Source organism: Pseudaminobacter sp. Soil_N_29 (assembly GCF_057656055.1).
In genome coordinates, this window is the sequence record NZ_JBDGLC010000004.1 from 326,752 (window position 1) to 347,975 (window position 21,224).

The following is a 21,224-nucleotide window of genomic DNA, read 5'->3' on the forward strand; positions in this document are numbered from 1 at the left end:
GAAAGCGAAGATATGACGACGCCTGCGCATGTCGCGATCATCATGGATGGAAACGGCCGTTGGGCAAAGGCGCGCGGGCTTCCGCGCGTCGCTGGCCATCGCGCAGGCGTGGAAGCGCTTCGCCAGACGGTGCGGGCTGCCGCAGACCAGGGAATTTCCTGGCTGACCGTCTACGCCTTCTCCTCGGAGAACTGGTCTCGGCCGAAATCCGAAGTCAGCGACCTGATGGGGCTGCTTCGCATATTCATCCGCCGCGATCTGGCCGAATTGCACCAGAACGGGGTGAGGGTGCGCATCATCGGGGAGCGTGACGGCCTGCAGCCCGACATTGCGGCACTACTGCACGAAGCCGAGGCGCTCACCGCCGACAACTCCGCCATCAATCTGGTCATCGCGTTCAACTATGGCGGCCGCGACGAAATCGCGCGCGCGGCGCGCAAGATCGCCGAGCAGGTTGCCGCCGGCAAGTTGGCGCCCGAAGACATTGATGTCGAGACGGTTTCGGATGCTCTCGACACAGCCGAAATACCCGATCCCGATCTGGTGATCCGCACCAGCGGCGAAATGCGCCTTTCCAACTTCCTGCTCTGGCAGGCAGCCTATAGTGAACTCGTATTCATGCCTTGCTACTGGCCCGATTTCACCAGGAGCCATCTGGCCGAGGCGCTGGAGCAGTATGCCTCACGCGAGCGCCGTTTCGGCGGCTTGCTCGCCAGCGGCGCGGCATCTTGAGCACCAGACAAATGAACAACCTGCAGCTTCGCGTCATTTCGGGCATCGTCATGGCGGTGGTGGTGCTGGGCCTCACCTGGCTTGGCGGCTTGCCGTTCCGCGCCTTGTCGGCGGCCATTTCGCTGGCGATCTTCTATGAATGGTGCGCCATGTCGCGTACCGAGGCCAATGGCGCGCATCAATGGTTTTCGGCGGCTCTGCTTGCCGTGGTTCTGCTGGCGCTGCTTGGCGGCTGGCCTGCGGGCGGGGTGCTGCTTGCGCTGGCCGGTGCCGTCCTGGTGTCCGCCGGCTTCGGCCTCGTGCGCGGGCAGGGCAACTGGACTGCTGCCGGCCTCGCCTATGCCGGCCTGTCGGGCATCTCGCTGGCATTTTTGCGAGGCGGCGACAAGACGGGCCTGATAGCCGTGCTGTTCCTGTTTGCCGTGGTATGGGCGACGGACATCCTTGCCTATTTCGTTGGCCGCGCCGTCGGCGGGCCGAAGCTTGCTCCCTCGATCTCTCCTGGCAAAACCTGGAGCGGCGCCATGGGCGGCACGGTGTGCGGCGTGGCTGCCGGCCTGGCGGTCGCGGTTTGGGCTGGCGCCTCGCTATTCGTCATGCTGCCGGTGGCGATCCTCCTGTCCGTGATCTCGCAGATCGGCGACCTGTTCGAATCCTGGGTCAAGCGCCGGCACGGCGTAAAGGACTCCAGCCATCTCATTCCCGGCCATGGCGGCGTCATGGATCGCGTCGACGGGCTTGTTGCGGCGGCCTTCGCGCTGTACTTCATCGGCATGCTGCTTGGCGGCGTCGCGGATCCGGTTGGCGGGTTGTTCCCCCGCTAGTCAGCCTCCCGGGCCGGAATAGGCGAGCGGGCGCCTTGGATTTGCCGGGATCGGCATGACACTCGCGACGCGCGCTTGGCGGGACGATTTGTTTTGGGAGCATGACATTGAACGAGATACTTCCGGCGATGTTCGGCACCAGCAGCCTGCTTTTCGGCACGATTATCCCGTTCCTCTTCGTGTTGACGGTCGTCGTCTTCGTGCACGAGATGGGGCACTATCTGGTCGGCCGCTGGTGCGGCATCGGCGTTAAGGCCTTTTCGATCGGCTTCGGCCCGGAGCTGATCGGCTTCAACGACCGGCACGGAACGCGCTGGAAGCTTTCGGCCATTCCTCTCGGCGGCTATGTCAAGTTCGTCGGCGACATGAACGTGACCAGCGCCCCAGATGCCGAAGGCGCCGAGGCCTTGTCTGAGGCCGAGCGCAAGGTTGCCTTCCACACCCAGCCGGTTTGGAAGCGCGCGGCCACTGTGTTCGCCGGGCCGCTGTTCAACTTCCTTCTCACCATCGCCGTCTTCACCGTCATCTTCTCGCTCTATGGCCGCTTTGTCTCGGAGCCGATGGTAGCCGAGGTGCGGCCAGACAGCCCGGCAGCCGTGGCGGGCTTCGAACCCGGAGACCGGTTCGTCAGTGTTGAAGGCGAGCGGGTGGAGACGTTTTCGGATGTCCAGCGCCTGGTTTCGGGCAGGACCGGCGAAAAGACAGTCTTCATGATGCTGCGCGGCGGCAAGGAAATCACCCTGACCGCCACGCCCGAGCCGATGGAGCAGACCGACGCGCTCGGCAACAAGCTCAAGGTCGGGGTCATCGGCGTCGTCAACGACGAGCAACTCGGCCGCCCGCGGATCATCCACTACAGCCCGGTCGGCGCCTTCGTGGAGGCGGTGAACGAAACCGGCACCATCATTGCCCGTACCGGACAGTTCCTGCAGCGTTTCGTGGTCGGCCGCGAGGACAAGTGCCAGCTCGGCGGCCCCGTCAAGATCGCCGGCATGGCAGGCAAGGCGGCCAAGCTCGGCTTCGAATGGCTGGTCCAGCTCGTCGCTTTCCTGTCTGTGGGAATTGGATTTCTCAACCTGTTGCCGATTCCCCCGCTGGACGGCGGCCATCTGCTCTTCTATGGCGTGGAGGCAGTCATCCGTCGCCCGGTGCCGGAGCGGATGATAGAGACATTCTATCGAATCGGCATGCTGATCGTTTTGGGCTTCATGATGTTCGTTTTCTGGAACGATCTGTTTGGATGCTGAAATTTATGAATAAATTTGGCTGGCAAGGCGGCTCGTTGAGAGGGCGTTTACCATCCGCGTCGATATGCGTGACGCGAATGTCACGCGAGATCGCTAAGTAAATGCAAATTAACCAGAAGCCTTGCGTGTAGGGAAAATCCGGTTAATACGGTAGGGGAAATTGGCCGCACGTCCGGTTTTCTCGCCGTGGGGACTACGAGAAAAAGGTATAATAGCCCGATGAAGGCAGCATCGAATTTTCTAAGCGCCGCGTCCGCGGTGGCTATGTCCGCTTCTTTGGCCGTTCCGGGGGCCGCCGTCGTGCAGCTTTCCGCTGTTTCGGTCGCTTCGGCTGCGGTTATCAGCAATGTCGAAGTGCGGGGCAACAAGCGCATCGAGGCGTCGACGATTCGTGACTACGTTGCCGTTCGTCCCGGCAAGTCGTTTTCCGCCGCCGATATCGACGAGGCCGTAAAGCGCCTCTTCGCCACCGGGCTGTTCTCCGACGTCCGCATCAACCAGGTAGGCTCCACGCTGGTCGTGCAGGTTTCCGAGTTGCAGGTCGTCAATCAGGTCCTGTTCCAGGGTAACAAGAAGATCAAGGACGCGCAGCTCTCCGGCACGGTGCAGCTCAAGCCGCGCGGCGCCTTCTCGACCGCGACGATGGAAGCTGACGCCGAGGCGATCCGCGAGTCCTATCGCCGTATCGGCCGCAACGACGCCACCGTGACCCCGCAGGTCATGGATCTGGGCGAAAACCGCGTCAACGTCGTCTTCAACATCAAGGAAGGCGAGCGCACCAAGATCGCTGCGATCAATTTCGTCGGCAATCACGCTTTCGGCTCGCGCCGCCTGGCCGATGTGATCTCGACCAAGAAGTCGACGATCCTGTCCTTCCTGCTGCGCGACGACGTCTATGACGAGCAGCGCCTGCGCGCCGACGAAGAGGCGCTTCGCCGCTTCTATTACAACCGTGGCTATGCCGATTTCCGCGTGGTCTCGGCGTCCGGCGACCTCAATGAGGCGACCAACACCTACACCGTGACCATCACGGTCGACGAAGGCGATCGCTATACCTTCGGCGATGTTGCCGTTGAGACCTCGATTCCCGAACTCAATGCGGCCGAGCTGCAGTCGATCGTGAAGACCCGCTCCAGCGGCGTCTACAGCGCCAAGAATGTCGAGGAATCGATCATCGCGCTGACGGAATCGGTTGCGGGCAAGGGCTACGCCTTCGCGCAGGTCACGCCGCGCGGTGACCGCAACTTCCAGAACCACACCATCTCGGTCGCCTACACCATCGATCAGGGCGCAAAGGCCTATGTCGAGCGCATCGAGATCCGTGGCAACGACTACACCCGCGACTATGTGATTCGCCGCGAGTTCGACGTCAGCGAAGGCGATGCCTTCAATCAGGTTCTGATCCAGCGCGCGAAGAAGCGCCTTGAGGGGCTTGGTTTCTTTGAAAGCGTTCAGGTTTCGACCGCGCCGGGCAGCGAGCCCGATCAGGTCGTGCTCGTCGTCGATGTGGTCGAGAAGGCCAGCGGCGAGTTCTCGATCGGCGCCGGCTACACCTCCGGCGGCGAGACGCCCGGTCCGTCGATGGAAGGCTCCATCACCGAGCGCAATTTCCTCGGCCGCGGCCAGTATATCCGCCTCTCGGCCGGTGGTGGTCGGAACGCGCGCGACTTCATGGTCTCGTTCACCGAGCCCTACTTCCTCGGCAGCCGCGTTGCGGCGGGCTTCGACGTCTATCGTCAGACCCGTACCTTCACCAATTACGAGAACGAGCTGAACGGCGGTACGGTCCGCTTCGGCCTGCCGATCACGGAAACTCTGTCGACCCAGCTGGCCTACAACCTGACCCAGGAGAAGTACAAGTTCCGGGGCGATTGCACGGCCGATAACGCAGGTGTTCCAGGCGGCGATTGCGGTCCCAATGAGATTTCCCCGGCCATTGTGGACGGTGTCAAGAACAGCCCGTGGGTGAAGTCGTCAGTCTCCGGCACGTTGCTCTACAACACCATCGACGACATGAAGAACCCGCATTCGGGTATCTACGCCGCGCTGACCACGGAAGTGGCGGGCCTTGGCGGTGATGCCAAGTTTGTGAAGGTCACGGGCCGCAGCAGCTACTATCAGACGCTGTCGGAAGAGTATGACATCGTCGGTCTGGCGAGCGTTGGCGGCGGTCATGTCGCCGGCTACGGTTCCGACAATCTGCGCATCTTCGATCACTTCCAGAGCAATGATCGCATGATCCGCGGTTTCGAATACGGCGGCATCGGTCCGTATGATCCTCGAAACGACGATCATGTCGGCGGCACCAGCTATCTCAATGCCTCCGCCGAAGCTCAGTTCGCGCTCCCGGTCATTCCGGAGAGCCTCGGGCTGCGTGGCGCGGTCTTCGCCGACGCGGCTACCCTGTTCGGCAACAAGATTCCTGTCAGTCAGGGCGGTGTGGACATCGTCGGCAAGGGCATGGAATGGCGTGCATCGATTGGCGCCGGCCTGATCTGGGCCTCGCCGTTCGGTCCGCTGCGCGTCGACTACGCCATCCCGGTCGTCAAGCAGGATGGGGATGCGGTGCAGAACTTCAACTTCGGTATTTCGACCCGCTTCTGATCGAAGCTGGCAAACTTCCGGGCCGCATGGGCCCGGAAGAAAAGGTTCATATGTCCGACCCGGTCTTCTTCGTGCCGTCGCGCCGTTTCACGGCGCTTGAGATCGCGAACCTCACCGGCGCGGAGCTCGTCGACGCCAGCCTTGCCGAGAAGGTGGTTTCCACCATTGCTCCCGCTAGTGAAGGCAGCAACGACGCCTTGGTTTTCATCGAAGGCAAGCGAAACGCCGGCAGCGTGGAGAGGCTTCGCGCTGCCGCGGTGCTTTGCACGCCCGATATAAGCGCCTTGATTCCTTCGGGAATCGCTGTTCTGGTTACGCCCAAGCCGCAGGTGGCTTTCGCCCAGGTCGGCCGGCTTTTGTTCCCTGCTGCCGCCACGCCCGGCACCATGACCGGCGAGACCGGTATTTCGCCGCGCGCCTATGTGGATGCCAGCGCGAAACTTGAAGACGGGGTGATCGTCGAGGCTGGCGCGGTGATCGGCCCCGGCGTTGCCATCGGCACCGGCACCATCATCGCCCCCAACGCCGTCATCGCGGCCAATACGCAGATCGGTCGCGACTGTTATGTCGGCCCGAATGCCAGCGTCCAGTGTGCGTTCGTCGGCAATCGCGTCGTCATCCACAGCGGCGCCAGCGTCGGCCGCGAGGGCTTTGGATTCGTCGGCGGTGCCCGCGGGCCCGAACGCATCCCGCAAATCGGCCGCGTCATCGTCCAGGACGACGTCGAGATCGGGGCGAACACCACGGTGGACCGCGGCACCATGGCCGATACGATCATTGGCGAGGGCACAAAGATCGACAATCTGGTCCAGATCGCCCACAACGTGCGCATCGGCCGCGGCTGCATCATTGCCGGGCACTGCGGTATTTCCGGCTCCGTCACCATCGGCGACTACGTCATGATGGGTGGTCGCGTCGGCCTTGCCGATCACCTCACGATCGGTAGCGGCGCCAAGCTGGCCGCTGCCAGCGGTTTCATGAACGACGTGCCCGCCGGCGAAGTGTGGGCTGGCCTGCCGGCTCGGCCCATGATGGAATTCATGCGCGATGTTGCCACCATCCGCAAATTGTCATCAAAGCCCAAGAGGGGGTGAGACGAACATGGCCGATAACGCCGTAACGACACTCGAAGCTGTCGATATTCTCGGTCTTCTGAAGTTGCTGCCGCACCGCTATCCGATGCTGCTGGTGGACAGGATCGTCGACATCGACGGCGACAATTCCGCGGTCGGCATCAAGAACGTCACGTTCAACGAGCCGCATTTCGCCGGCCATTTCCCGGACCAGCCGGTCATGCCGGGCGTGCTCATCATCGAGGCGATGGCGCAGACCGCCGGCGCCATCTGCATCAAGAGCCAGGGCGACGACAAGCCGTCGCTCGTCTATTTCATGACCATCGACAACGCCAAGTTCAGGCGACCGGTGGTACCAGGCGATCGTCTTCACATCCATGTGAAGAAGTTGAAAAAGCGCGGCAATATCTGGCGTTTCGCTTGCGAAGCCATGGTTGACGGGGCAAAGGCTGCGGAAGCGGAAATTTCGGCGATGATGTCGCCGCCCACGGCCTGACCAGCGAGAATTTATGCAGACTGAAACCTTCGTCCATCCATCGGCCGTTGTCGAGCCGGGAGCGCAGCTTGGTGCCGGCGCACACATCGGGCCATTCTGCCATGTCGGCCCAGAGGTGGTGATCGGCGCGGGCACGCGGCTCATCAGCCATGTCACCGTCCTCGGCGCCACCACCCTTGGCGAGAACTGCACCGTGCACTCGCAGGCCGTGCTGGGCGGTTTGCCGCAGAACATGAGCCACAAGGGCGGCCGCACGACACTGACGATCGGTAACAACTGCACGATCCGCGAATTCGTCACCATGAACACCGGTACGGACAATTCGCGCGGCGCAACCATCGTCGGCGACAACTGCAACTTCCTTGCCTATTGCCATGTCGCGCATGACTGCGTCATCGGCAACAACGTCACCTTCGCCAACGGTGCCACGCTGGCCGGTCATTGCGAGATCGGCGACAATGTCGGCATTGGCGGCTTGAGCGCAGTGCACCAGTTCGTGCGCGTCGGCCGCAACGCATTCCTCGCCGGCGGCTCGATGATAGCGGGCGACGTGATTCCCTTCGGTATCGCCGTGGGCAATCGCGCGAAGTTGCGCGGCCTCAACATGGTCGGCCTTCGGCGCTCGGGCATGTCGAAGGCGGAAATCAACACGCTGCTGCGCGCTTACAGGACGATCTTCGACCGCAGCCGTCCCGTCAGCGAGAATATCGAGATCGCGCGGACTGAGTTTGCGGATTCGCCGACCGCGATGCTGATCGTCGATTTCATCAGCGACCGCGGCAAGCGCCACTACACCGTTCCGCCAGTGAAGGGTGCCGTCGATGACGACGCCGACGATCAGGACTGAGCCGGAGATCCGGATCAAGCTTGCTCCCGGAGACAGGGTAGGTATCGTCGCGGGCAGCGGAAGATTGCCCATAAACGTGGCGGAGCGCCTGGTTGCAAACGGTCATTCGCCCTTCGTGGCAATGATCGAGGGCGAGGCGGAACCCGCATCGCCGCTGGCAGCTTGCGAGCACGATTTCCTCGAACTGGAAAACTTCGCTGGCCTCGTGCCGATGTTGAAGCGTCGCGGTGTCACCCATGTCATCCTGGCCGGCGGCGTAGACCGTCGCCCCAAATGGCAGAAGGTGCGCCCCAGCCTCATGCTGCTGAGGATACTTCCGCGGGCAATCGCCGCCCTGACGCGCGGCGACGACGGGTTGCTGTCGGCTCTCGTCAAGGGCCTGGAAGGCTTTGGCCTCAAGGTCGTGGGCGCGCACGAGGTCGTGCCGGATCTGCTCGCGCCCTCCGGTCTCATGACGCGCGCAGCGCCGCAGAAAGCCGATTGGGCGGATCTTGATGCCGGTCTGGAGGCGGCGCTGGCTATCGGCCGGCTGGATATCGGCCAGGGCGCGGTTTCCGTCGGCGGCCGCGTCATCGCACTCGAGGGCATCGAAGGCACGGATTGCCTGCTTGCGCGCGTGGCCGACATGCGTGACCATGGCCGCCTCGCGGGCAGGAAACGGGGGGTTCTGGTGAAGTGCGCCAAGCCGGGGCAGGAGAGGCGGGCCGACCTGCCCGCAATCGGGCCGACCACCGTTGAGGGCGCCCACGCGGCCGGCCTTGCCGGCATTGGCGTGGAGGCCGGCAGCTCCTTCGTGCTCGACTACGGCGAGATGGTGAAGCGCGCGGATGAGCTCGGCCTGTTCGTCATCGGCCTGACCGCCGGTGAGCGGAAATGACGGTTTCGCCGCCGCTAAAAATTGCAATCGTGGCCGGAGAAGAGTCCGGCGACCTGCTCGGGGCAGATCTCGTTCGCGCCTTGCAGAGCGCAACCGGGCGCGATGTCGAACTGGTGGGCATCGGCGGCCGCCACCTGCAGGCGCTGGGCCTGAACCCACTTTTCGACGGCAGCGAGATTGCCCTGATGGGCTTTACGGCAATTCTGCGCGACCTGCCGCGGCTGATTCGCCGCATTGGCGAAACGGCCAGGGAAATCGCCGCCTCGAAGCCAGATTGCCTGATCACCATCGATAGCCCGGATTTCTCGCTGCGCGTCACGACCAAGGTGCGCGCGCTGAACCCCGACATCCCCATCGTCCATTATGTCTGCCCCAGCGTTTGGGCGTGGCGGCCGGGGCGAGCCAAGGCCATGCGGCCGCATGTCGACCGGGTACTGTGCATCCTGCCGTTCGAAGTTTCGGAACTCGACCGCCTCGGGGGTCCTCCGGGCACCTATGTCGGCCACCGGCTGACACAGGAGCCGGGCGTCATCGCTGCATCCGCCGCTCAGGCGCAACCGCGCGATCTTTCGGCCTCGCGGGAAAAGACGCTGCTTCTGCTGCCCGGCTCCCGCCGCGGCGAGGTTAGGGGCCTTCTGGAGCCTTTCGGCGAGACGGTGACGGCGCTGCGTGCGCGTGGCCACCGCCTGCGGCTTCTGCTGCCTACCGTGCCGCACGTGGCCGAAACTGTCCATGCCGCCGTTGCCGGCTGGGAACAGCAGCCCGAAATCATCCTGGAGCCGTCGCGCAAATGGCAGGCCTTTGGAGAGGCCGATGCCGCGCTGATCGCTTCGGGCACAGTGTCGCTCGAGCTGGCGCTGCCGGGAGTGCCAATGGTTTCGGCCTACAAGCTCGACGCCATCGCCAGGGTCCTGCAGGGCATGGTCACCGTATGGTCCGCACTTCTGCCCAACCTGATTGCGGATCGCGCAATCGTTCCGGAATTTTATGATCGCTATGTGCGGCCTGAAAACCTGGCCCGCCACCTCGAGGCGCTCTTTGAGGACACCGGCTTCCGCGCCTGGCAGAAGGACGGTTTTGTGGAAGTCGCCCGACGCATGGCCACCTCCCGACCCTCCGGCGAGATCGCGGCCGAAGCAGTGCTTGCCGAGATCGCGAGAAAAGCTGACTAGCTGGCCGGCTGACTTCACAATGAAAAAGCCCCGGATCGCTCCGGGGCTTTTTCCGTCAGGCCTGCGTGTCTCAGGCCGACATCGCGGCGCGCAGGTTCTCGTCGATCTTGTCGAGGAAGCCGGTGGTGGAGAGCCACGGCTGGTCGGGGCCGATCAGCAGCGACAGGTCCTTGGTCATGAAGCCGGCTTCCACGGTCTGCACGCAGACGCGCTCCAGCGTGTCGGCGAACTTCTTCAGCTCGGCGTTGTTGTCCAGCTTGGCCCGGTGGGCCAGGCCGCGCGTCCAGGCGAAGATCGAGGCGATCGAGTTGGTCGAGGTTTCCTCGCCCTTCTGGTGCTGGCGGTAGTGGCGGGTAACGGTGCCGTGGGCGGCCTCGGCCTCCACCGTCTTGCCATCCGGCGTCATCAGCACCGAGGTCATCAGGCCGAGCGAGCCGAAGCCCTGCGCGACCGTGTCGGACTGGACGTCGCCGTCGTAGTTCTTGCACGCCCACACATAGCCGCCCGACCACTTCAGGCTGGAAGCGACCATGTCGTCGATCAGGCGGTGTTCGTACCAGATCTTCTTTTCCTTGAACCGCGCCTCGAATTCCTGCTCGTAGACCTCCTGGAACAGGTCCTTGAAGCGGCCGTCATAGGCCTTGAGGATGGTGTTCTTGGTCGACAGATAGACCGGATAGCCGCGCAGCAGGCCGTAGTTCAACGACGCGCGGGCGAAGTCGCGGATCGACTCGTCGAGGTTGTACATGGCCATCGCCACGCCCGAGCTCGGCGCGTCGAACACCTCGTGCTCGATCACCTGGCCGTCTTCGCCCACGAACTTGATGGTCAGCTTGCCCTTGCCGGGGAACTTGAAGTCGGTGGCGCGGTACTGGTCGCCGAACGCATGACGGCCGACGATGATCGGCTGTGTCCAGCCCGGCACCAGGCGCGGCACGTTCTTGGCGATGATGGGCTCGCGGAAGATCACGCCGCCGAGGATGTTGCGGATGGTGCCGTTGGGCGACTTCCACATCTTCTTGAGGCCGAATTCCTCGACGCGCGCCTCGTCGGGCGTGATGGTCGCGCACTTGACGCCGACGCCGTACTGCTTGATCGCGTTCGCCGCGTCGACGGTCACCTGGTCGTCGGTGGCGTCGCGGTGCTGGATGCTGAGGTCGTAGTACTTCAGATCGATGTCGAGGTAGGGGTGGATCAGCTTTTCTTTGATGAACTGCCAGATGATGCGGGTCATCTCGTCGCCGTCGAGTTCGACGACGGGATTGTCCACCTTGATTTTTGTCATTGAAATGCCTCGTTCTGGGAGCGGAACCCGATGGTTCCAGCGGTTTTACGAAGGGAGTCCGGGCCCCTATAGCAAAGCGGGGGGAACCGCGCAAACGCTACCGCCCCGCCGTGGGCAGGCGGCTTGCCGCGGCAGCCCAGTCCAGGCGCGGAAGGGCAGAATTGCAGCGAAAATACCGCACCGGCCATGCTTGCGGCGGTTTCGTTTCGTTTAAACTTGTGCAAGACAGGGCGCCGGAAAACCGGCTTTGAATAGGACAATGGCAGGCACGGATCGCGACAAGACCCTCATCACCGGCGGCCCGGCAATCATACTGGTCGAGCCGCAGTTGGGCGAGAACATCGGCATGGTGGCGCGCGCCATGGCCAATTTCGGGCTTTCGGAACTGCGGCTGGTCAATCCGCGCGACGGCTGGCCGAGCGAGAAGGCGCGTGCGGCCGCGAGCAAGGCAGACCATGTCATAGATGGCGTGGTGGTGTTCGAGACGCTGGAGCAGGCGGTGGCCGACCTGAACTTCGTCTTCGCCACCACAGCGCGCGAGCGAGACGGATTCAAGCCCGTGCGTGGCCCGGAAGAGGCGGGAACAGAGCTGCGCGGGCGCACGGCGGCTGGCGAGCGCACCGGCATTCTGTTCGGGCGCGAGCGCTTCGGCCTGTCGAACGAGGAAGTCGCCCTGGCCGACGAGATCGTCACCTTTCCGGTCAACCCGGCTTTCGCCTCGCTCAACATCGCCCAGGCGGTGCTGCTGATGTCCTATGAATGGATGAAGTCCGGCTTCGTGACCGGCGAGCAGACGCCGTTCACGGGCCCGGAGCTGACCCCGGCCAGCAAGGAACAGCTGAACGGCATGATCGGCTATCTTGAAGCCGCGCTCGACGCGCGCGGCTATTTCCGCCCCGCGGCCAAGAAGCCGAAGATGCTCGACAATCTGCGCGCCGTGCTGACCCGTCCGGCCTTCACGCTGGAAGAGATCAAGCTTCTGCGCGGTGTGATATCCTCGCTGGATTATTTCTCGCCGAAGGCACCGCGCGGTGCGGGCTATCCGGAAAGAAAAGCGAAAGCAGATCGTGATACACATGACGTCAACGAGACCGTGAAAGGCGAGGGACCCTCGAAGGATGACTGAACGGCCGGTGCTGATGTTCGATTCCGGCATTGGCGGGCTCACCGTGCTGCGCGAGGCGCGCGTGCTGATGCCCGACCGCCGTTTCGTCTATGTGGCCGACGATTCCGGCTTTCCCTATGGCGACTGGGAGGAAGAGGCGCTGAAGCGGCGCATAGTGGACCTCTTCGCCGGGCTGCTCGAAACCCATCGGCCGGAAATCGCGGTCATTCCTTGCAACACCGCCTCGACGCTCGTTCTGTCGGACCTGCGTGCGGCGTTTCCGCAAACGCCTTTCGTTGGCACCGTGCCGGCCATCAAGCCTGCGGCCGAGCGCACTCGGTCCGGGCTCATTTCGGTTCTCGCCACGCCGGGCACAGTCAAGCGTGCCTACACGCGCGACCTTATCCAGTCCTTCGCCAATGAGTGCCATGTGCGGCTGGTCGGCAGTCAGAATCTGGCCCGCATGGCGGAGGCCTATATCCGTGGTACGGCGCTGGACGATCAGGCCGTCAAGGCCGAGATCGCGCCCTGTTTCGTCGAGCAGGATGGCCAGCGCACCGACATCGTGGTGCTGGCCTGCACCCACTATCCGTTTCTGGCCAATGTGTTCCGCCGGCTTGCACCCTGGCCGGTGGACTGGCTGGATCCGGCCGAGGCGATTGCGCGCCGTGCGCTGTCGCTCCTCGCGCCGTCCACGAACACCGAGCCGGAGCACGAGCCCGACGTGGCGATCTTCACCTCCGGCAAGCCGGATTTCCCCACGCGCCGGCTGATGCAGGGTTTCGGCCTTTCGGTAGGTTGAGCGTTTTATCGGAACCTGATGCCGATCCGCGGGTTTTCCTGATTGCGCCGTGCGTCCGATTGGACGCGCAAGGGGTAACGACCTGCCCGGCAGAACCTTCTCCAAACACCTCCGATGTTGAGATGGCGCGCGGGGCCGTCACAAGGAGTCGAAACCATGCCTGCCACATCCAAAGCCCAGCAAAAGGCAGCCGGGGCCGCGCTTGCGGCCAAGCGGGGCGAAACCAAGGTCAGCTCGCTCAAAGGTGCATCCAAGCAGATGTATGAATCCATGAGCGAGAAGCAGCTCGAGGAATTCGCCGAGACCAAGCGCGAAGGCCTGCCCGAGCACAAGACCAAGCACTGATTTATGCACACGGCACCAGCGCCGGCCGCTGAAAGTCGGCCGGTGCTGGACGCCGGTGTGTAGAACAGCTACTTTCCGTAAGCACTCGTCCAAATGCGTTGACTTTCCGCGCGGCGTCACATATTGACCCGCCAGCCGTGCAGCGATGCGCGGTCTACGTGTCCCGTGGGTTTTTCCGCCAGCTTTGCGCGGGAAATCCTGTCAGGTCTCGATAAAGGAGGCCAGAGGAGGGCGCGTTTCCTTCGCTCGGAGCATGAGGTTCCGGGCATATTTGTTTGAAAGGGAATGCGATGAGCAAGCGCGAATCCGCCAAGTATAAACTCGACCGCCGTCTTGGCGAAAACATCTGGGGCCGTCCGAAGTCTCCGGTCAACAAGCGCGAATACGGCCCGGGCCAGCACGGCCAGCGCCGCAAGGGCAAGCTCTCGGACTTCGGTCTGCAGCTGCGCGCCAAGCAGAAGCTGAAGGGCCACTACGGCGACATTTCGGAAAAGCAGTTCCGCAAGACCTATGACGAGGCCAACCGCCGCAAGGGCGATACGCCGGAGCACCTGATTGGCCTGCTGGAGTCGCGTCTGGACGCCATCGTCTACCGCGCCAAGTTCGTTCCGACGATCTTCGCTGCACGCCAGTTCGTCAACCACGGCCACATCAACGTGAACGGCCGCCGCGTCAACATCGCTTCGTACCGCTGCAAGGCCGGCGACGTGATCGAGGTCCGCGAGAAGTCGAAGCAGCTCACCATCGTTCTGGAAGCTGTCTCCCTCGCTGAGCGTGACGTGCCGGAATACATCGAAGTCGACCACAACAAGATGGTCGCCACCTATCTGCGCGTGCCCGGCCTTTCCGACGTGCCGTTTGCGGTCCAGATGGAACCGAACCTGGTCGTCGAATTCTACTCGCGCTGATTTCGGTTATCGCTACGATTTTTCAAAGGCCGCCTTCGGGCGGCCTTTGTCATTTCAGGCTCTGTTGATTGCGGCAGTCGTTCTCTGAATGCGCCTCGGCCTGCAATGAGGCAGCCTGCGACGCACCGTCGGGCGCTAACGGGTATCCAGGGGAGGGCAGCGGCCTCACCGACGGGCCGAAGAATCAAATTCGGCGAACTTGCCGAACGCTCAGTCCGCGCCGTCGTCGGGATCGGTCGCGTTGTTCTCATTGGCCACGACCTCGACGTCCTGATTGTGCCCGGCGACGACCGTGAAATCGCGCTGGTAGATGCGATCACGGTTCTTGGCCACGATGGTGTAGTCGCCTTCGGAAAGCACCATGGAGGCAAAGGCGCCGACGCTTTCGCGAACCGGATCTCCGGATGTCGTCAGCACCGACCAGGAGGTGTCGGCCAGCGCCTCGCCGCCTTCTTCGCGCACCAGCTTGAGCGTCACTTCAGCGGCGCGGTGCTCGACGGTTGCCTCCGTCAGCTTGCCGGCCTCCACGCGGATGTCGGACCGGATCACCGCATTCACAGAGCCGTAGGTGGAGACGACGTGATAAGTGCCGGCGTTGAGCCGAACGATGGAGTTGGCGCTCACATCCGGAATGATCAGCGCGCGGTCGCCGTCTGCGCCGGCCTGCGCCTCGTAGATCGAGAAGCGCAGCTTGTCGGAAGGAATGCGCACGCCGCCGGCCAGAACCGCATCGAGCTTCAGCCCGCCCGCATCCAGCACAACGTTTTCGTGCTTGGGCTGCGAGCCGACGGTAATGCGCTTCGTGGCCCCCGCGCGCCCGAACGAGGCATGAACCAGATAGCTGCCCGGCTCCAGCCGGAACAGGCTGGTGCCGCCCTCTGCCGAGGCGACCAGCGGCAGCTTCCCGTCAGGCCCCGGCTCCGGGCGAAACACCCGCCACACCAGTCCGCGATTGATCTCGCTGCCCTTGTCGGTCAGCTTCGCCGCAAGCGTCACCTCGCCGGTCGCCTGCGGGCCGGCCGGCGTGCCGCCGTGGGACGACGAATAGCCGGTGATGGCGGGCAGCTTGAGGCCCTGAATCGGGTTGACCTCCTCGGCCGAACTCGCCATAGGCGACAGCGCAAATGCCGCGGCAGCGGCAATGGTCGGCAAATGTCTTGAGAATCCGGCGAGCATGGCTTGTTTGAAGCGGAATGCGGTGGCAATTTCAAGTCAGCAGTTCATGCGCCAGTACCGCAAATAGCCAAAAGCCGCCGCAGCTCTGTCGGCCGCGCTTCAGCCAAAAAACCAGGAGAATGCCGTGACGCAGTCACCGATCATAGAATTCATGCTGAACAGAAGCTCGGCGCCGATCCCCGAGCTGCGCGAGCCGGCACCCAATGACTCCGAAATCGAAACGATGCTCACCATCGCCTCGCGAGTGCCGGACCATGGCCGGCTGGAGCCTTGGCGCTTCATTCTCTATCGCGGCGAAGCGCGTCACCGCATCGGCGAGCGGCTTGCCGCGCTTGCGGAGGCCCGGGAGGGGCCGCTTACCGAAGGCCGGCGCCAGCAGGAACTGACGCGGTTTTCGCGCGCACCACTGGTCATCGGCGTGGTTTCGAGCCCCAAGGAAAACCCGAAAATTCCCAAGTGGGAAATGTTTCTCTCCGCCGGCGCGGCGGCCATGAACCTGGTCATTGCCGCCAATGCACTCGGCTACAAGACCAACTGGATCACCAACTGGTATTCCGACGTGGAGGAGGGCAGGCGCATCCTTGGCCTGGCTCCGCACGAAAGGGTCGTCGGTTTCATCCATATCGGCACTTTCGACGGCGCAGGGCCCGAGCGCCCGCGCCCGGAGGTCACCAGCCTTTACGGCGACTATTCGGGGCCCTGGGAAGAATAGGCTTCTTTAGCGCGTCGAACCGGCCTGGCCCAATTTGCGCCTAGGCTGCAACGCCAGCCGCCCGTGCCCGCGCCAGTAGGCGCTCGGCGCGGAGCAGGTGGGGGCGGTCGTACATCTGCCCCTCCAGTGCCACGACGCCCGGATTTCCCGCGGCCTGGAATGCGCTCACCACGGCCTGCGCATGCGCGACCGCTGCGGGCGAAGGCGTGAAGACCTCGTTGATGACCGGCACCTGCGCGGGGTGGATGGCCATCTTGCCCGTAAACCCGTCGCGCTCGGCCTCCTCGCATTCGCGGCGGAAGCCATCCATATCGCGAAAGTTCGGGAAAACCGTATCGATTGCCGCAACCTCCGCCGCCGCTGCGCCCAGAATCGTCATGGCGCGGGCAAGGCGGAACACGTCCATGTAGCGCCCCTGCGCGTCGCGCGTGGCGCGGGCGCCAATAGCCGCCGAAAGATCTTCCGCACCCCAGGTCAGCCCTGCCAGCCGCGGGCTGCCGCCGGCATAGCTGCCCGCGGCCAGCGTGCCGGCGGCGGTTTCGGTGACGATGGGCAGTATGGCGATGCCGCCATCCGGCAGCCCGTTTTCGGCCTCCAACACGCGCAGCTTCACCGAAAGGCGCTGCACATCCGCGCCACTGTTCGACTTTGGCAGCATGATGCCCGCGGGGCACGCCGGAACCAGCGCCGCCAGGTCATCGTCGGTCAGTCCGGTCGACAGGTCGTTGACGCGGACATAGACCGCCGGGCCCTTTTTATCCTGTTGTGCTCGCAGGGACTCGGCGGCCGTTACGCGCGCGGAAACCTTGTTCTGCGCCGACACTGAATCTTCCAGGTCGACGATCACCACGTCGGCTTCCGACGAGAATCCCTTTTCCAGCTTCCGTTCCGAATCGCCGGGTACGAACAGCAGAGAGCGCATCAGGCCGAAACCGTCTTCTTCTTCATCATCGCCTGGCGGATGCAGCGGGCCACAAGCAGCCCGTTCTGGTTATAGGCGCGATGCTCGAACTCGACGATGCCGCGATCCGGTTTGGATTTCGAATCGCGCACTGAAAGAACCTCGCTCTCAACCCGGATCGTATCGCCGTGGAAAACCGGATTGGGAAACACCGTTTCGGTCATGCCGAGATTGGCGATGGTGGTGCCCAGTGTCAGGTCATGGACCGAGATGCCGATCATCAGCCCGAGCGTGAACAGGGAATTGACGAGCGGCTTGCCCCATTCGGTCTTGGCGGCGAAGTCGAAGTCGATATGCAAGGGCTGCGGGTTCAGCGTCATGGTCGAGAACAGCATGTTGTCGCTCTCGGTAACCGTCTTGGTCAGCGTATGACGAACGGTTTGGCCGACGGTGAACTCTTCAAGATACAGCCCTGCCATCATCTCCTCCTCTGCCTCAGCCGCTTGATAGTCTCCGCCACCGGCGGCGACAAGCAGGTTAACGGATATGGTGAACTGTTCGTAAACCATTTTTCCCTAGCGTGTGTGCAGGGGGCGCCGGGACTGCCGGCGAATAGGTCGTCGGAATGATTGTCGGACATTTCCTGAAATGGTTGGACACGGCTCGTGTTTCCGAGCGTGCGGCGGCAGCAAGCGCGCTGGCCCGGGCCTATGTGCAGAAGGAACTCCCCTTCGAGGATCGCTGTGCCGCCGAAGCGGCGCTGACGTTCCTGCTGGACGACCCTTCTGCAAAGGTGCGGCAGGCCATGGCCGAGGCGCTTTCAATGAGCCGCCATGCGCCTTTCCAGGTGGTGAGCGTCCTTGCCGGCGACCAGCCTGAGGTCGCCGCCTCCGTCATCGCACGTTCCCCTCTCTTGACCGATGCCGACCTGATCGATCATGTCGCCTCGGGCTCCGGCTCTACCCAAAGCCTTATCGCCAGCCGCCCCATCGTTTCCATGGCGGTTTCTGCCGCCATTGCCGAGGTTGGCGAGGCCGAGGCGTGCCTCGCGCTCCTGTGCAACGACGGGGCCGAGATAGCGATGCTCAGCTTCCGCCGCATGGCAGAGCGCCACGGCGATGTCGCAGCGGTTCGCGAAGCGCTGATCGCCGACACGCGCCTTCCATCCGATTGCCGCCACATGCTGCTGGTCAAGGTGGGAGAGGCGTTGAAGCGCTCGCCGCTCGTCGTGGCGTTGATGGGTGAGGCCCGCGCCGAGCGCGTTCTGCGCGATGCTTGCGTACGTGCCTCGCTGACGCTGATCGAGACGACGCCTTCGCAGGAACATGCAGCGCTCATCGAGCATCTGCGCCTGCGCGGCGACCTGACATCCAGTTTCCTCATCCGGGCCATAGCGCACGGCAAGGTGGATTTCTTCGGTGCCGCAATGGTCGCCCTGACCGGGCAGGGCGAGGCGCGCGTGCGCGCGCTGCTGGCCAGTGGTCGCGACGTGGCGCTGGCGGCCCTGTTCCGCAGTGCAGGTCTTGCAGCCGCCACACATGGCGTCATTCTCGTCGCGCTGAAGGTCTGGCGCGAGGTCGCCGACGGCAAGCGCATCGCCGGTGCGCAGGAAGTCAGCTGGCTCATGCTCCAGCGTGTTGGCGACACGCAGGCCGAACGCGATCTGGCGAGCCTGCTGAAGGCCATTCACGTCGACGCGCTGCGCGACAATGCGCGCCGGCATGCTCTCTCCATCGCCGCCTCAGCGGACCTGCGCGCCGCCTGAGTCCGCCGCTCCTTAGCGTAGAAAAAGCCAGTCAGCACGGGCTAGCTGGGCGAAGCCTTGAAGCCTCGCCCACTGGTTTCGAACGCCTCGCCCGGTTCATTGGCCGCTCGCTCGGCGTCGTGGTCAGATGTCCAGTTCCCGTGCGTATTCAGCGCGCTCCTGGATGAAGCGGAAGCGCGCCTCGGGCTTGGTGCCCATCAGCGCATCGACGGAAGACTTCGTCACCTCCTCGTCCTCCACGATGTCGACCCGCAACAGCGTGCGCTTCTTCGGGTCCATCGTGGTTTCCTTGAGCTGCGCCGCCATCATCTCGCCCAGGCCCTTGAAGCGGCCGATCTCGATCTTGCCGCGCCCGGTGAACTCGGTGCGCAGGAGCTCGTCCTTGTGGGCGTCGTCACGCGCATAGGCGGTCTTGCCGCCCTGGCTGATGCGGTAGAGCGGCGGCACGGCCATGTAGAGATGACCGCCTCGAATGAGCTGCGGCATCTCCTGGTAGAAGAAGGTGATGAGCAGCGAGGCGATATGCGCGCCGTCCACGTCCGCGTCGGTCATGATGATCACGCGGTCGTAGCGCAGGTCCTCCTCGCGGTATTTCGAGCGCGTGCCGCAGCCCAGCGCCTGGATCAGGTCGCCGATGAGCTGGTTCGAAGTCAGCTTGTCGTGGCCGGCACTGGCAACGTTGAGGATCTTGCCACGCAGCGGCAGGATCGCTTGCGTGGCGCGGTCGCGCGCCTGCTTGGCCGAGCCGCCGGCCGAGTCACCCTCCACGATGAACAGTTCGGCGCCGGCCGCTGCGTTCTGCGTGCAGTCGGCGAGCTTGCCGGGCAGGCGCAGCTTGCGCACTGCGGTCTTGCGCGACACTTCCTTTTCCTGGCGGCGGCGCAGGCGCTCGTCGGCGCGCGCGATCACCCATTCCAAGAGCTTGGTGGCTTCCTGCGGATTGTCGGCCAGCCAGTGGTCGAACGGGTCGCGTATGGCGGTTTCCACAAGGCGCTGCGCCTCGATGGTCGCCAGCTTGTCCTTGGTCTGGCCGACGAATTCCGGCTCGCGGATGAACACCGACAGCATGCCGGCGGCCGAGATCATCACGTCTTCGCTGGTGATCACCGAGCCGCGCTTGTTGCCGACCAGTTCGGCATAGCCGCGCAGGCCGCGCGTCAGCACGTTGCGAAAGCCGGCCTCATGCGTGCCGCCTTCGCCCGTCGGGATGGTGTTGCAGTAAGAATTGAGGAAACCGTCGCCGCCATACCAGGTGACGGCCCATTCCATGGAACCGTGACCGCTCTGGCGCTCGCTCTTGCCCGCGAAGATCTCGCGGGTCACCTGCATCTCTTCACCCAGCGAGGCGGCGAGATAGTCCTTCAGGCCGCCCGGAAAATGCAGTGTGGCCTTCGCCGGCGTCTGGTCCTTTTCCTTGATCAGCAGCGGGTCGCAGTTCCAGCGGATTTCGACGCCGCCGAACAGATAGGCCTTGGACCTCGTCATGCGGTAGAGCCGCGCCGGCTCGAACCTGGCTTCCTTGCCAAAAATCTCGGGGTCGGGGCGGAAGCGGGTCCTGGTGCCGCGCCGGTTGTGCACCTCGCCGAGATGCTCCAGTTCGCCGAGTGGCTTGCCGCGCGAAAAACGCTGGCGATAGAGCTGGCGGCCACGCGCCACTTCCACCTCGAGAAGGTCAGAGAGCGCATTGACCACCGAAACGCCCACGCCGTGCAGGCCGCCGGAGGTCTCGTAGACCTTGGAGTCGAACTTGCCGCCGGAGTGCAGGGTGGTCAGGATGACTTCCAGCGCCGGCTTCTTGAACTTCGGGTGCGGATCGATCGGAATGCCGCGCCCGTTGTCGGTGACGGTGAGAATACCATCGGCGCCAAGCTCCACCTCGATGAATGTGGCGTGCCCGGCCACCGCCTCGTCCATGGAGTTGTCGATGACTTCTGCGAACAGGTGGTGCAGCGCCTTCTCGTCGGTGCCGCCGATATACATGCCCGGCCGCCGGCGCACCGGCTCCAGCCCTTCCAGAACCTCGATGTCGGCGGCGCTATAGCTTTCGCCGCTCTCCTTGGCCGGCTGCGGCGCGCGCTTGGCGGCGGCCTGCACCAGCGGGTCGGCCGGGCGCGAGGTGGGGAGCGGCGGCTGCTTGCCGAGATTAGCAAAAAGATCGGTGCTGTCGTCCATAGGGCGTACGGATTTCCAGTGATTCGAATTGACTGTGATATTGCCACGCTTTGCGTCGCGCGCGACAGGGTTCCCGTTCCGTTCGGGGAAATATGGGTGCTTTCTACAGGCTTCCGGCCGCAAAGCTCAAGGGGGCGGCGCCGGTAATGTTCGAGTTGGCGTTTTAGGGGCTCTGAGCAGG

20 protein-coding genes are annotated in these 21,224 nt (G+C 63.7%); 15 read left to right on the plus strand and 5 right to left on the minus strand.

What is annotated here, in order from left to right; all coding sequences use genetic code 11:
- Positions 1 to 12: 12 nt before the first annotated feature.
- The 9 genes from AC3A4H_RS12355 (at position 13) to lpxB (ending at position 9,872) form a co-directional block, all read left to right on the plus strand.
- Positions 13 to 732: an isoprenyl transferase gene (locus tag AC3A4H_RS12355; RefSeq protein ID WP_487766910.1), complete on the plus strand. Its 720-nt coding sequence runs from the start codon at positions 13 to 15 to the stop codon at positions 730 to 732.
- Between the two features lie 11 nt (positions 733 to 743).
- Positions 744 to 1,556 (plus strand): phosphatidate cytidylyltransferase, encoded by an 813-nt coding sequence (locus tag AC3A4H_RS12360; RefSeq protein ID WP_487766981.1) that lies wholly within the window; start codon positions 744 to 746, stop codon positions 1,554 to 1,556.
- 107 nt (positions 1,557 to 1,663) lie between these two features.
- Positions 1,664 to 2,803 (plus strand): RIP metalloprotease RseP, encoded by a 1,140-nt coding sequence (gene rseP, locus AC3A4H_RS12365; RefSeq protein ID WP_487766911.1) that lies wholly within the window; start codon positions 1,664 to 1,666, stop codon positions 2,801 to 2,803.
- A gap of 219 nt (positions 2,804 to 3,022) precedes the next feature.
- On the plus strand, positions 3,023 to 5,407 hold the full coding sequence (bamA, locus tag AC3A4H_RS12370; protein WP_487766912.1) for an outer membrane protein assembly factor BamA: 2,385 nt from the start codon (positions 3,023 to 3,025) through the stop codon (positions 5,405 to 5,407).
- Between the two features lie 50 nt (positions 5,408 to 5,457).
- A complete protein-coding gene (gene lpxD / locus AC3A4H_RS12375; RefSeq protein ID WP_487766913.1) occupies positions 5,458 to 6,501 on the plus strand; it encodes a UDP-3-O-(3-hydroxymyristoyl)glucosamine N-acyltransferase in 1,044 nt (347 codons plus the stop codon).
- Between the two features lie 7 nt (positions 6,502 to 6,508).
- Complete coding sequence (gene fabZ / locus AC3A4H_RS12380) at positions 6,509 to 6,976, plus strand: 3-hydroxyacyl-ACP dehydratase FabZ (RefSeq protein WP_348779544.1); 468 nt, start codon at positions 6,509 to 6,511, stop codon at positions 6,974 to 6,976.
- A 13-nt stretch (positions 6,977 to 6,989) separates the two neighbouring features.
- Positions 6,990 to 7,823 (plus strand): acyl-ACP--UDP-N-acetylglucosamine O-acyltransferase, encoded by an 834-nt coding sequence (gene lpxA / locus AC3A4H_RS12385; protein WP_487766914.1) that lies wholly within the window; start codon positions 6,990 to 6,992, stop codon positions 7,821 to 7,823.
- Positions 7,798 to 8,700, plus strand: a complete 903-nt coding sequence (locus AC3A4H_RS12390) for an LpxI family protein (protein WP_487766915.1) — start codon at positions 7,798 to 7,800, stop codon at positions 8,698 to 8,700. The genes lpxA and AC3A4H_RS12390 overlap by 26 nt, the downstream gene beginning before the upstream one ends.
- On the plus strand, positions 8,697 to 9,872 hold the full coding sequence (lpxB, locus tag AC3A4H_RS12395) for a lipid-A-disaccharide synthase (protein WP_487766916.1): 1,176 nt from the start codon (positions 8,697 to 8,699) through the stop codon (positions 9,870 to 9,872). The genes AC3A4H_RS12390 and lpxB overlap by 4 nt, the downstream gene beginning before the upstream one ends.
- A gap of 70 nt (positions 9,873 to 9,942) precedes the next feature.
- On the opposite strand, the gene AC3A4H_RS12400 is transcribed toward lpxB, so the two are convergent.
- Positions 9,943 to 11,157 (minus strand): NADP-dependent isocitrate dehydrogenase, encoded by a 1,215-nt coding sequence (locus AC3A4H_RS12400; protein ID WP_487766917.1) that lies wholly within the window; start codon positions 11,155 to 11,157, stop codon positions 9,943 to 9,945.
- A 259-nt stretch (positions 11,158 to 11,416) separates the two neighbouring features.
- On the opposite strand from AC3A4H_RS12400, the gene AC3A4H_RS12405 reads away from it, so the two are divergent.
- The 4 genes from AC3A4H_RS12405 to rpsD all read left to right on the plus strand — a co-directional run bounded on the left by AC3A4H_RS12405 (position 11,417) and on the right by rpsD (position 14,317).
- Positions 11,417 to 12,283: an RNA methyltransferase gene (locus tag AC3A4H_RS12405; protein WP_487766918.1), complete on the plus strand. Its 867-nt coding sequence runs from the start codon at positions 11,417 to 11,419 to the stop codon at positions 12,281 to 12,283.
- Positions 12,276 to 13,064, plus strand: a complete 789-nt coding sequence (murI, locus tag AC3A4H_RS12410; protein ID WP_487766919.1) for a glutamate racemase — start codon at positions 12,276 to 12,278, stop codon at positions 13,062 to 13,064. The genes AC3A4H_RS12405 and murI overlap by 8 nt, the downstream gene beginning before the upstream one ends.
- Before the next feature lie 156 nt (positions 13,065 to 13,220).
- Positions 13,221 to 13,409, plus strand: coding sequence for a DUF3008 family protein (locus AC3A4H_RS12415; protein WP_487766920.1), 189 nt, complete (start codon positions 13,221 to 13,223; stop codon positions 13,407 to 13,409).
- A 290-nt stretch (positions 13,410 to 13,699) separates the two neighbouring features.
- Entirely contained in the window at positions 13,700 to 14,317 is a 618-nt protein-coding gene (gene rpsD / locus AC3A4H_RS12420; protein ID WP_348779552.1) for a 30S ribosomal protein S4, read from the plus strand.
- A 210-nt stretch (positions 14,318 to 14,527) separates the two neighbouring features.
- On the opposite strand, the gene AC3A4H_RS12425 is transcribed toward rpsD, so the two are convergent.
- Positions 14,528 to 15,427 carry a hypothetical protein gene (locus tag AC3A4H_RS12425; RefSeq protein WP_348779635.1) on the minus strand — a complete coding sequence of 300 codons (900 nt, stop codon included), beginning with the start codon at positions 15,425 to 15,427 and terminating at the stop codon, positions 14,528 to 14,530.
- A 217-nt stretch (positions 15,428 to 15,644) separates the two neighbouring features.
- On the opposite strand from AC3A4H_RS12425, the gene AC3A4H_RS12430 reads away from it, so the two are divergent.
- A complete protein-coding gene (locus AC3A4H_RS12430) occupies positions 15,645 to 16,205 on the plus strand; it encodes a nitroreductase family protein (protein WP_348779636.1) in 561 nt (186 codons plus the stop codon).
- Positions 16,206 to 16,245: 40 nt separating this feature from the next.
- On the opposite strand, the gene AC3A4H_RS12435 is transcribed toward AC3A4H_RS12430, so the two are convergent.
- Together AC3A4H_RS12435 and AC3A4H_RS12440 are read right to left on the minus strand one after the other, a co-directional pair.
- A complete protein-coding gene (locus AC3A4H_RS12435) occupies positions 16,246 to 17,127 on the minus strand; it encodes an HpcH/HpaI aldolase/citrate lyase family protein (RefSeq protein ID WP_487766921.1) in 882 nt (293 codons plus the stop codon).
- A complete protein-coding gene (locus AC3A4H_RS12440; RefSeq protein WP_487766982.1) occupies positions 17,127 to 17,585 on the minus strand; it encodes a MaoC family dehydratase in 459 nt (152 codons plus the stop codon). Before AC3A4H_RS12440 ends, AC3A4H_RS12435 begins: the two co-directional genes overlap by 1 nt.
- A 146-nt stretch (positions 17,586 to 17,731) precedes the next feature.
- Here AC3A4H_RS12440 and AC3A4H_RS12445 point away from each other — a divergent pair, with 146 nt between their 5' ends.
- Positions 17,732 to 18,871, plus strand: coding sequence for a DUF2336 domain-containing protein (locus AC3A4H_RS12445; protein WP_487766922.1), 1,140 nt, complete (start codon positions 17,732 to 17,734; stop codon positions 18,869 to 18,871).
- A 123-nt stretch (positions 18,872 to 18,994) separates the two neighbouring features.
- Here AC3A4H_RS12445 and parE read toward each other — a convergent pair whose 3' ends face one another.
- Positions 18,995 to 21,043: a DNA topoisomerase IV subunit B gene (parE, locus tag AC3A4H_RS12450; RefSeq protein ID WP_487766923.1), complete on the minus strand. Its 2,049-nt coding sequence runs from the start codon at positions 21,041 to 21,043 to the stop codon at positions 18,995 to 18,997.
- Positions 21,044 to 21,224 lie beyond the last annotated feature (181 nt).

Coding starts and splice junctions, on each gene's coding strand:
- bamA (WP_487766912.1), top strand. CDS start 3,023: ATGAAGGCAGCATCGAATTTTCTAAGCGCCGCGTCCGCGGTGGCTATG.
- lpxA (WP_487766914.1), top strand. CDS start 6,990: ATGCAGACTGAAACCTTCGTCCATCCATCGGCCGTTGTCGAGCCGGGA.
- parE (WP_487766923.1), bottom strand. CDS start 21,043: ATGGACGACAGCACCGATCTTTTTGCTAATCTCGGCAAGCAGCCGCCG.
- rpsD (WP_348779552.1), top strand. CDS start 13,700: ATGAGCAAGCGCGAATCCGCCAAGTATAAACTCGACCGCCGTCTTGGC.
- AC3A4H_RS12360 (WP_487766981.1), top strand. CDS start 744: ATGAACAACCTGCAGCTTCGCGTCATTTCGGGCATCGTCATGGCGGTG.
- AC3A4H_RS12445 (WP_487766922.1), top strand. CDS start 17,732: ATGATTGTCGGACATTTCCTGAAATGGTTGGACACGGCTCGTGTTTCC.
- AC3A4H_RS12390 (WP_487766915.1), top strand. CDS start 7,798: ATGACGACGCCGACGATCAGGACTGAGCCGGAGATCCGGATCAAGCTT.
- AC3A4H_RS12430 (WP_348779636.1), top strand. CDS start 15,645: ATGCTGAACAGAAGCTCGGCGCCGATCCCCGAGCTGCGCGAGCCGGCA.
- AC3A4H_RS12405 (WP_487766918.1), top strand. CDS start 11,417: ATGGCAGGCACGGATCGCGACAAGACCCTCATCACCGGCGGCCCGGCA.
- lpxD (WP_487766913.1), top strand. CDS start 5,458: ATGTCCGACCCGGTCTTCTTCGTGCCGTCGCGCCGTTTCACGGCGCTT.
- AC3A4H_RS12355 (WP_487766910.1), top strand. CDS start 13: ATGACGACGCCTGCGCATGTCGCGATCATCATGGATGGAAACGGCCGT.
- fabZ (WP_348779544.1), top strand. CDS start 6,509: ATGGCCGATAACGCCGTAACGACACTCGAAGCTGTCGATATTCTCGGT.
- murI (WP_487766919.1), top strand. CDS start 12,276: ATGACTGAACGGCCGGTGCTGATGTTCGATTCCGGCATTGGCGGGCTC.
- AC3A4H_RS12415 (WP_487766920.1), top strand. CDS start 13,221: ATGCCTGCCACATCCAAAGCCCAGCAAAAGGCAGCCGGGGCCGCGCTT.
- AC3A4H_RS12435 (WP_487766921.1), bottom strand. CDS start 17,127: ATGCGCTCTCTGCTGTTCGTACCCGGCGATTCGGAACGGAAGCTGGAA.
- lpxB (WP_487766916.1), top strand. CDS start 8,697: ATGACGGTTTCGCCGCCGCTAAAAATTGCAATCGTGGCCGGAGAAGAG.
- AC3A4H_RS12440 (WP_487766982.1), bottom strand. CDS start 17,585: ATGGCAGGGCTGTATCTTGAAGAGTTCACCGTCGGCCAAACCGTTCGT.
- AC3A4H_RS12400 (WP_487766917.1), bottom strand. CDS start 11,157: ATGACAAAAATCAAGGTGGACAATCCCGTCGTCGAACTCGACGGCGAC.
- AC3A4H_RS12425 (WP_348779635.1), bottom strand. CDS start 15,427: ATGGCGAGTTCGGCCGAGGAGGTCAACCCGATTCAGGGCCTCAAGCTG.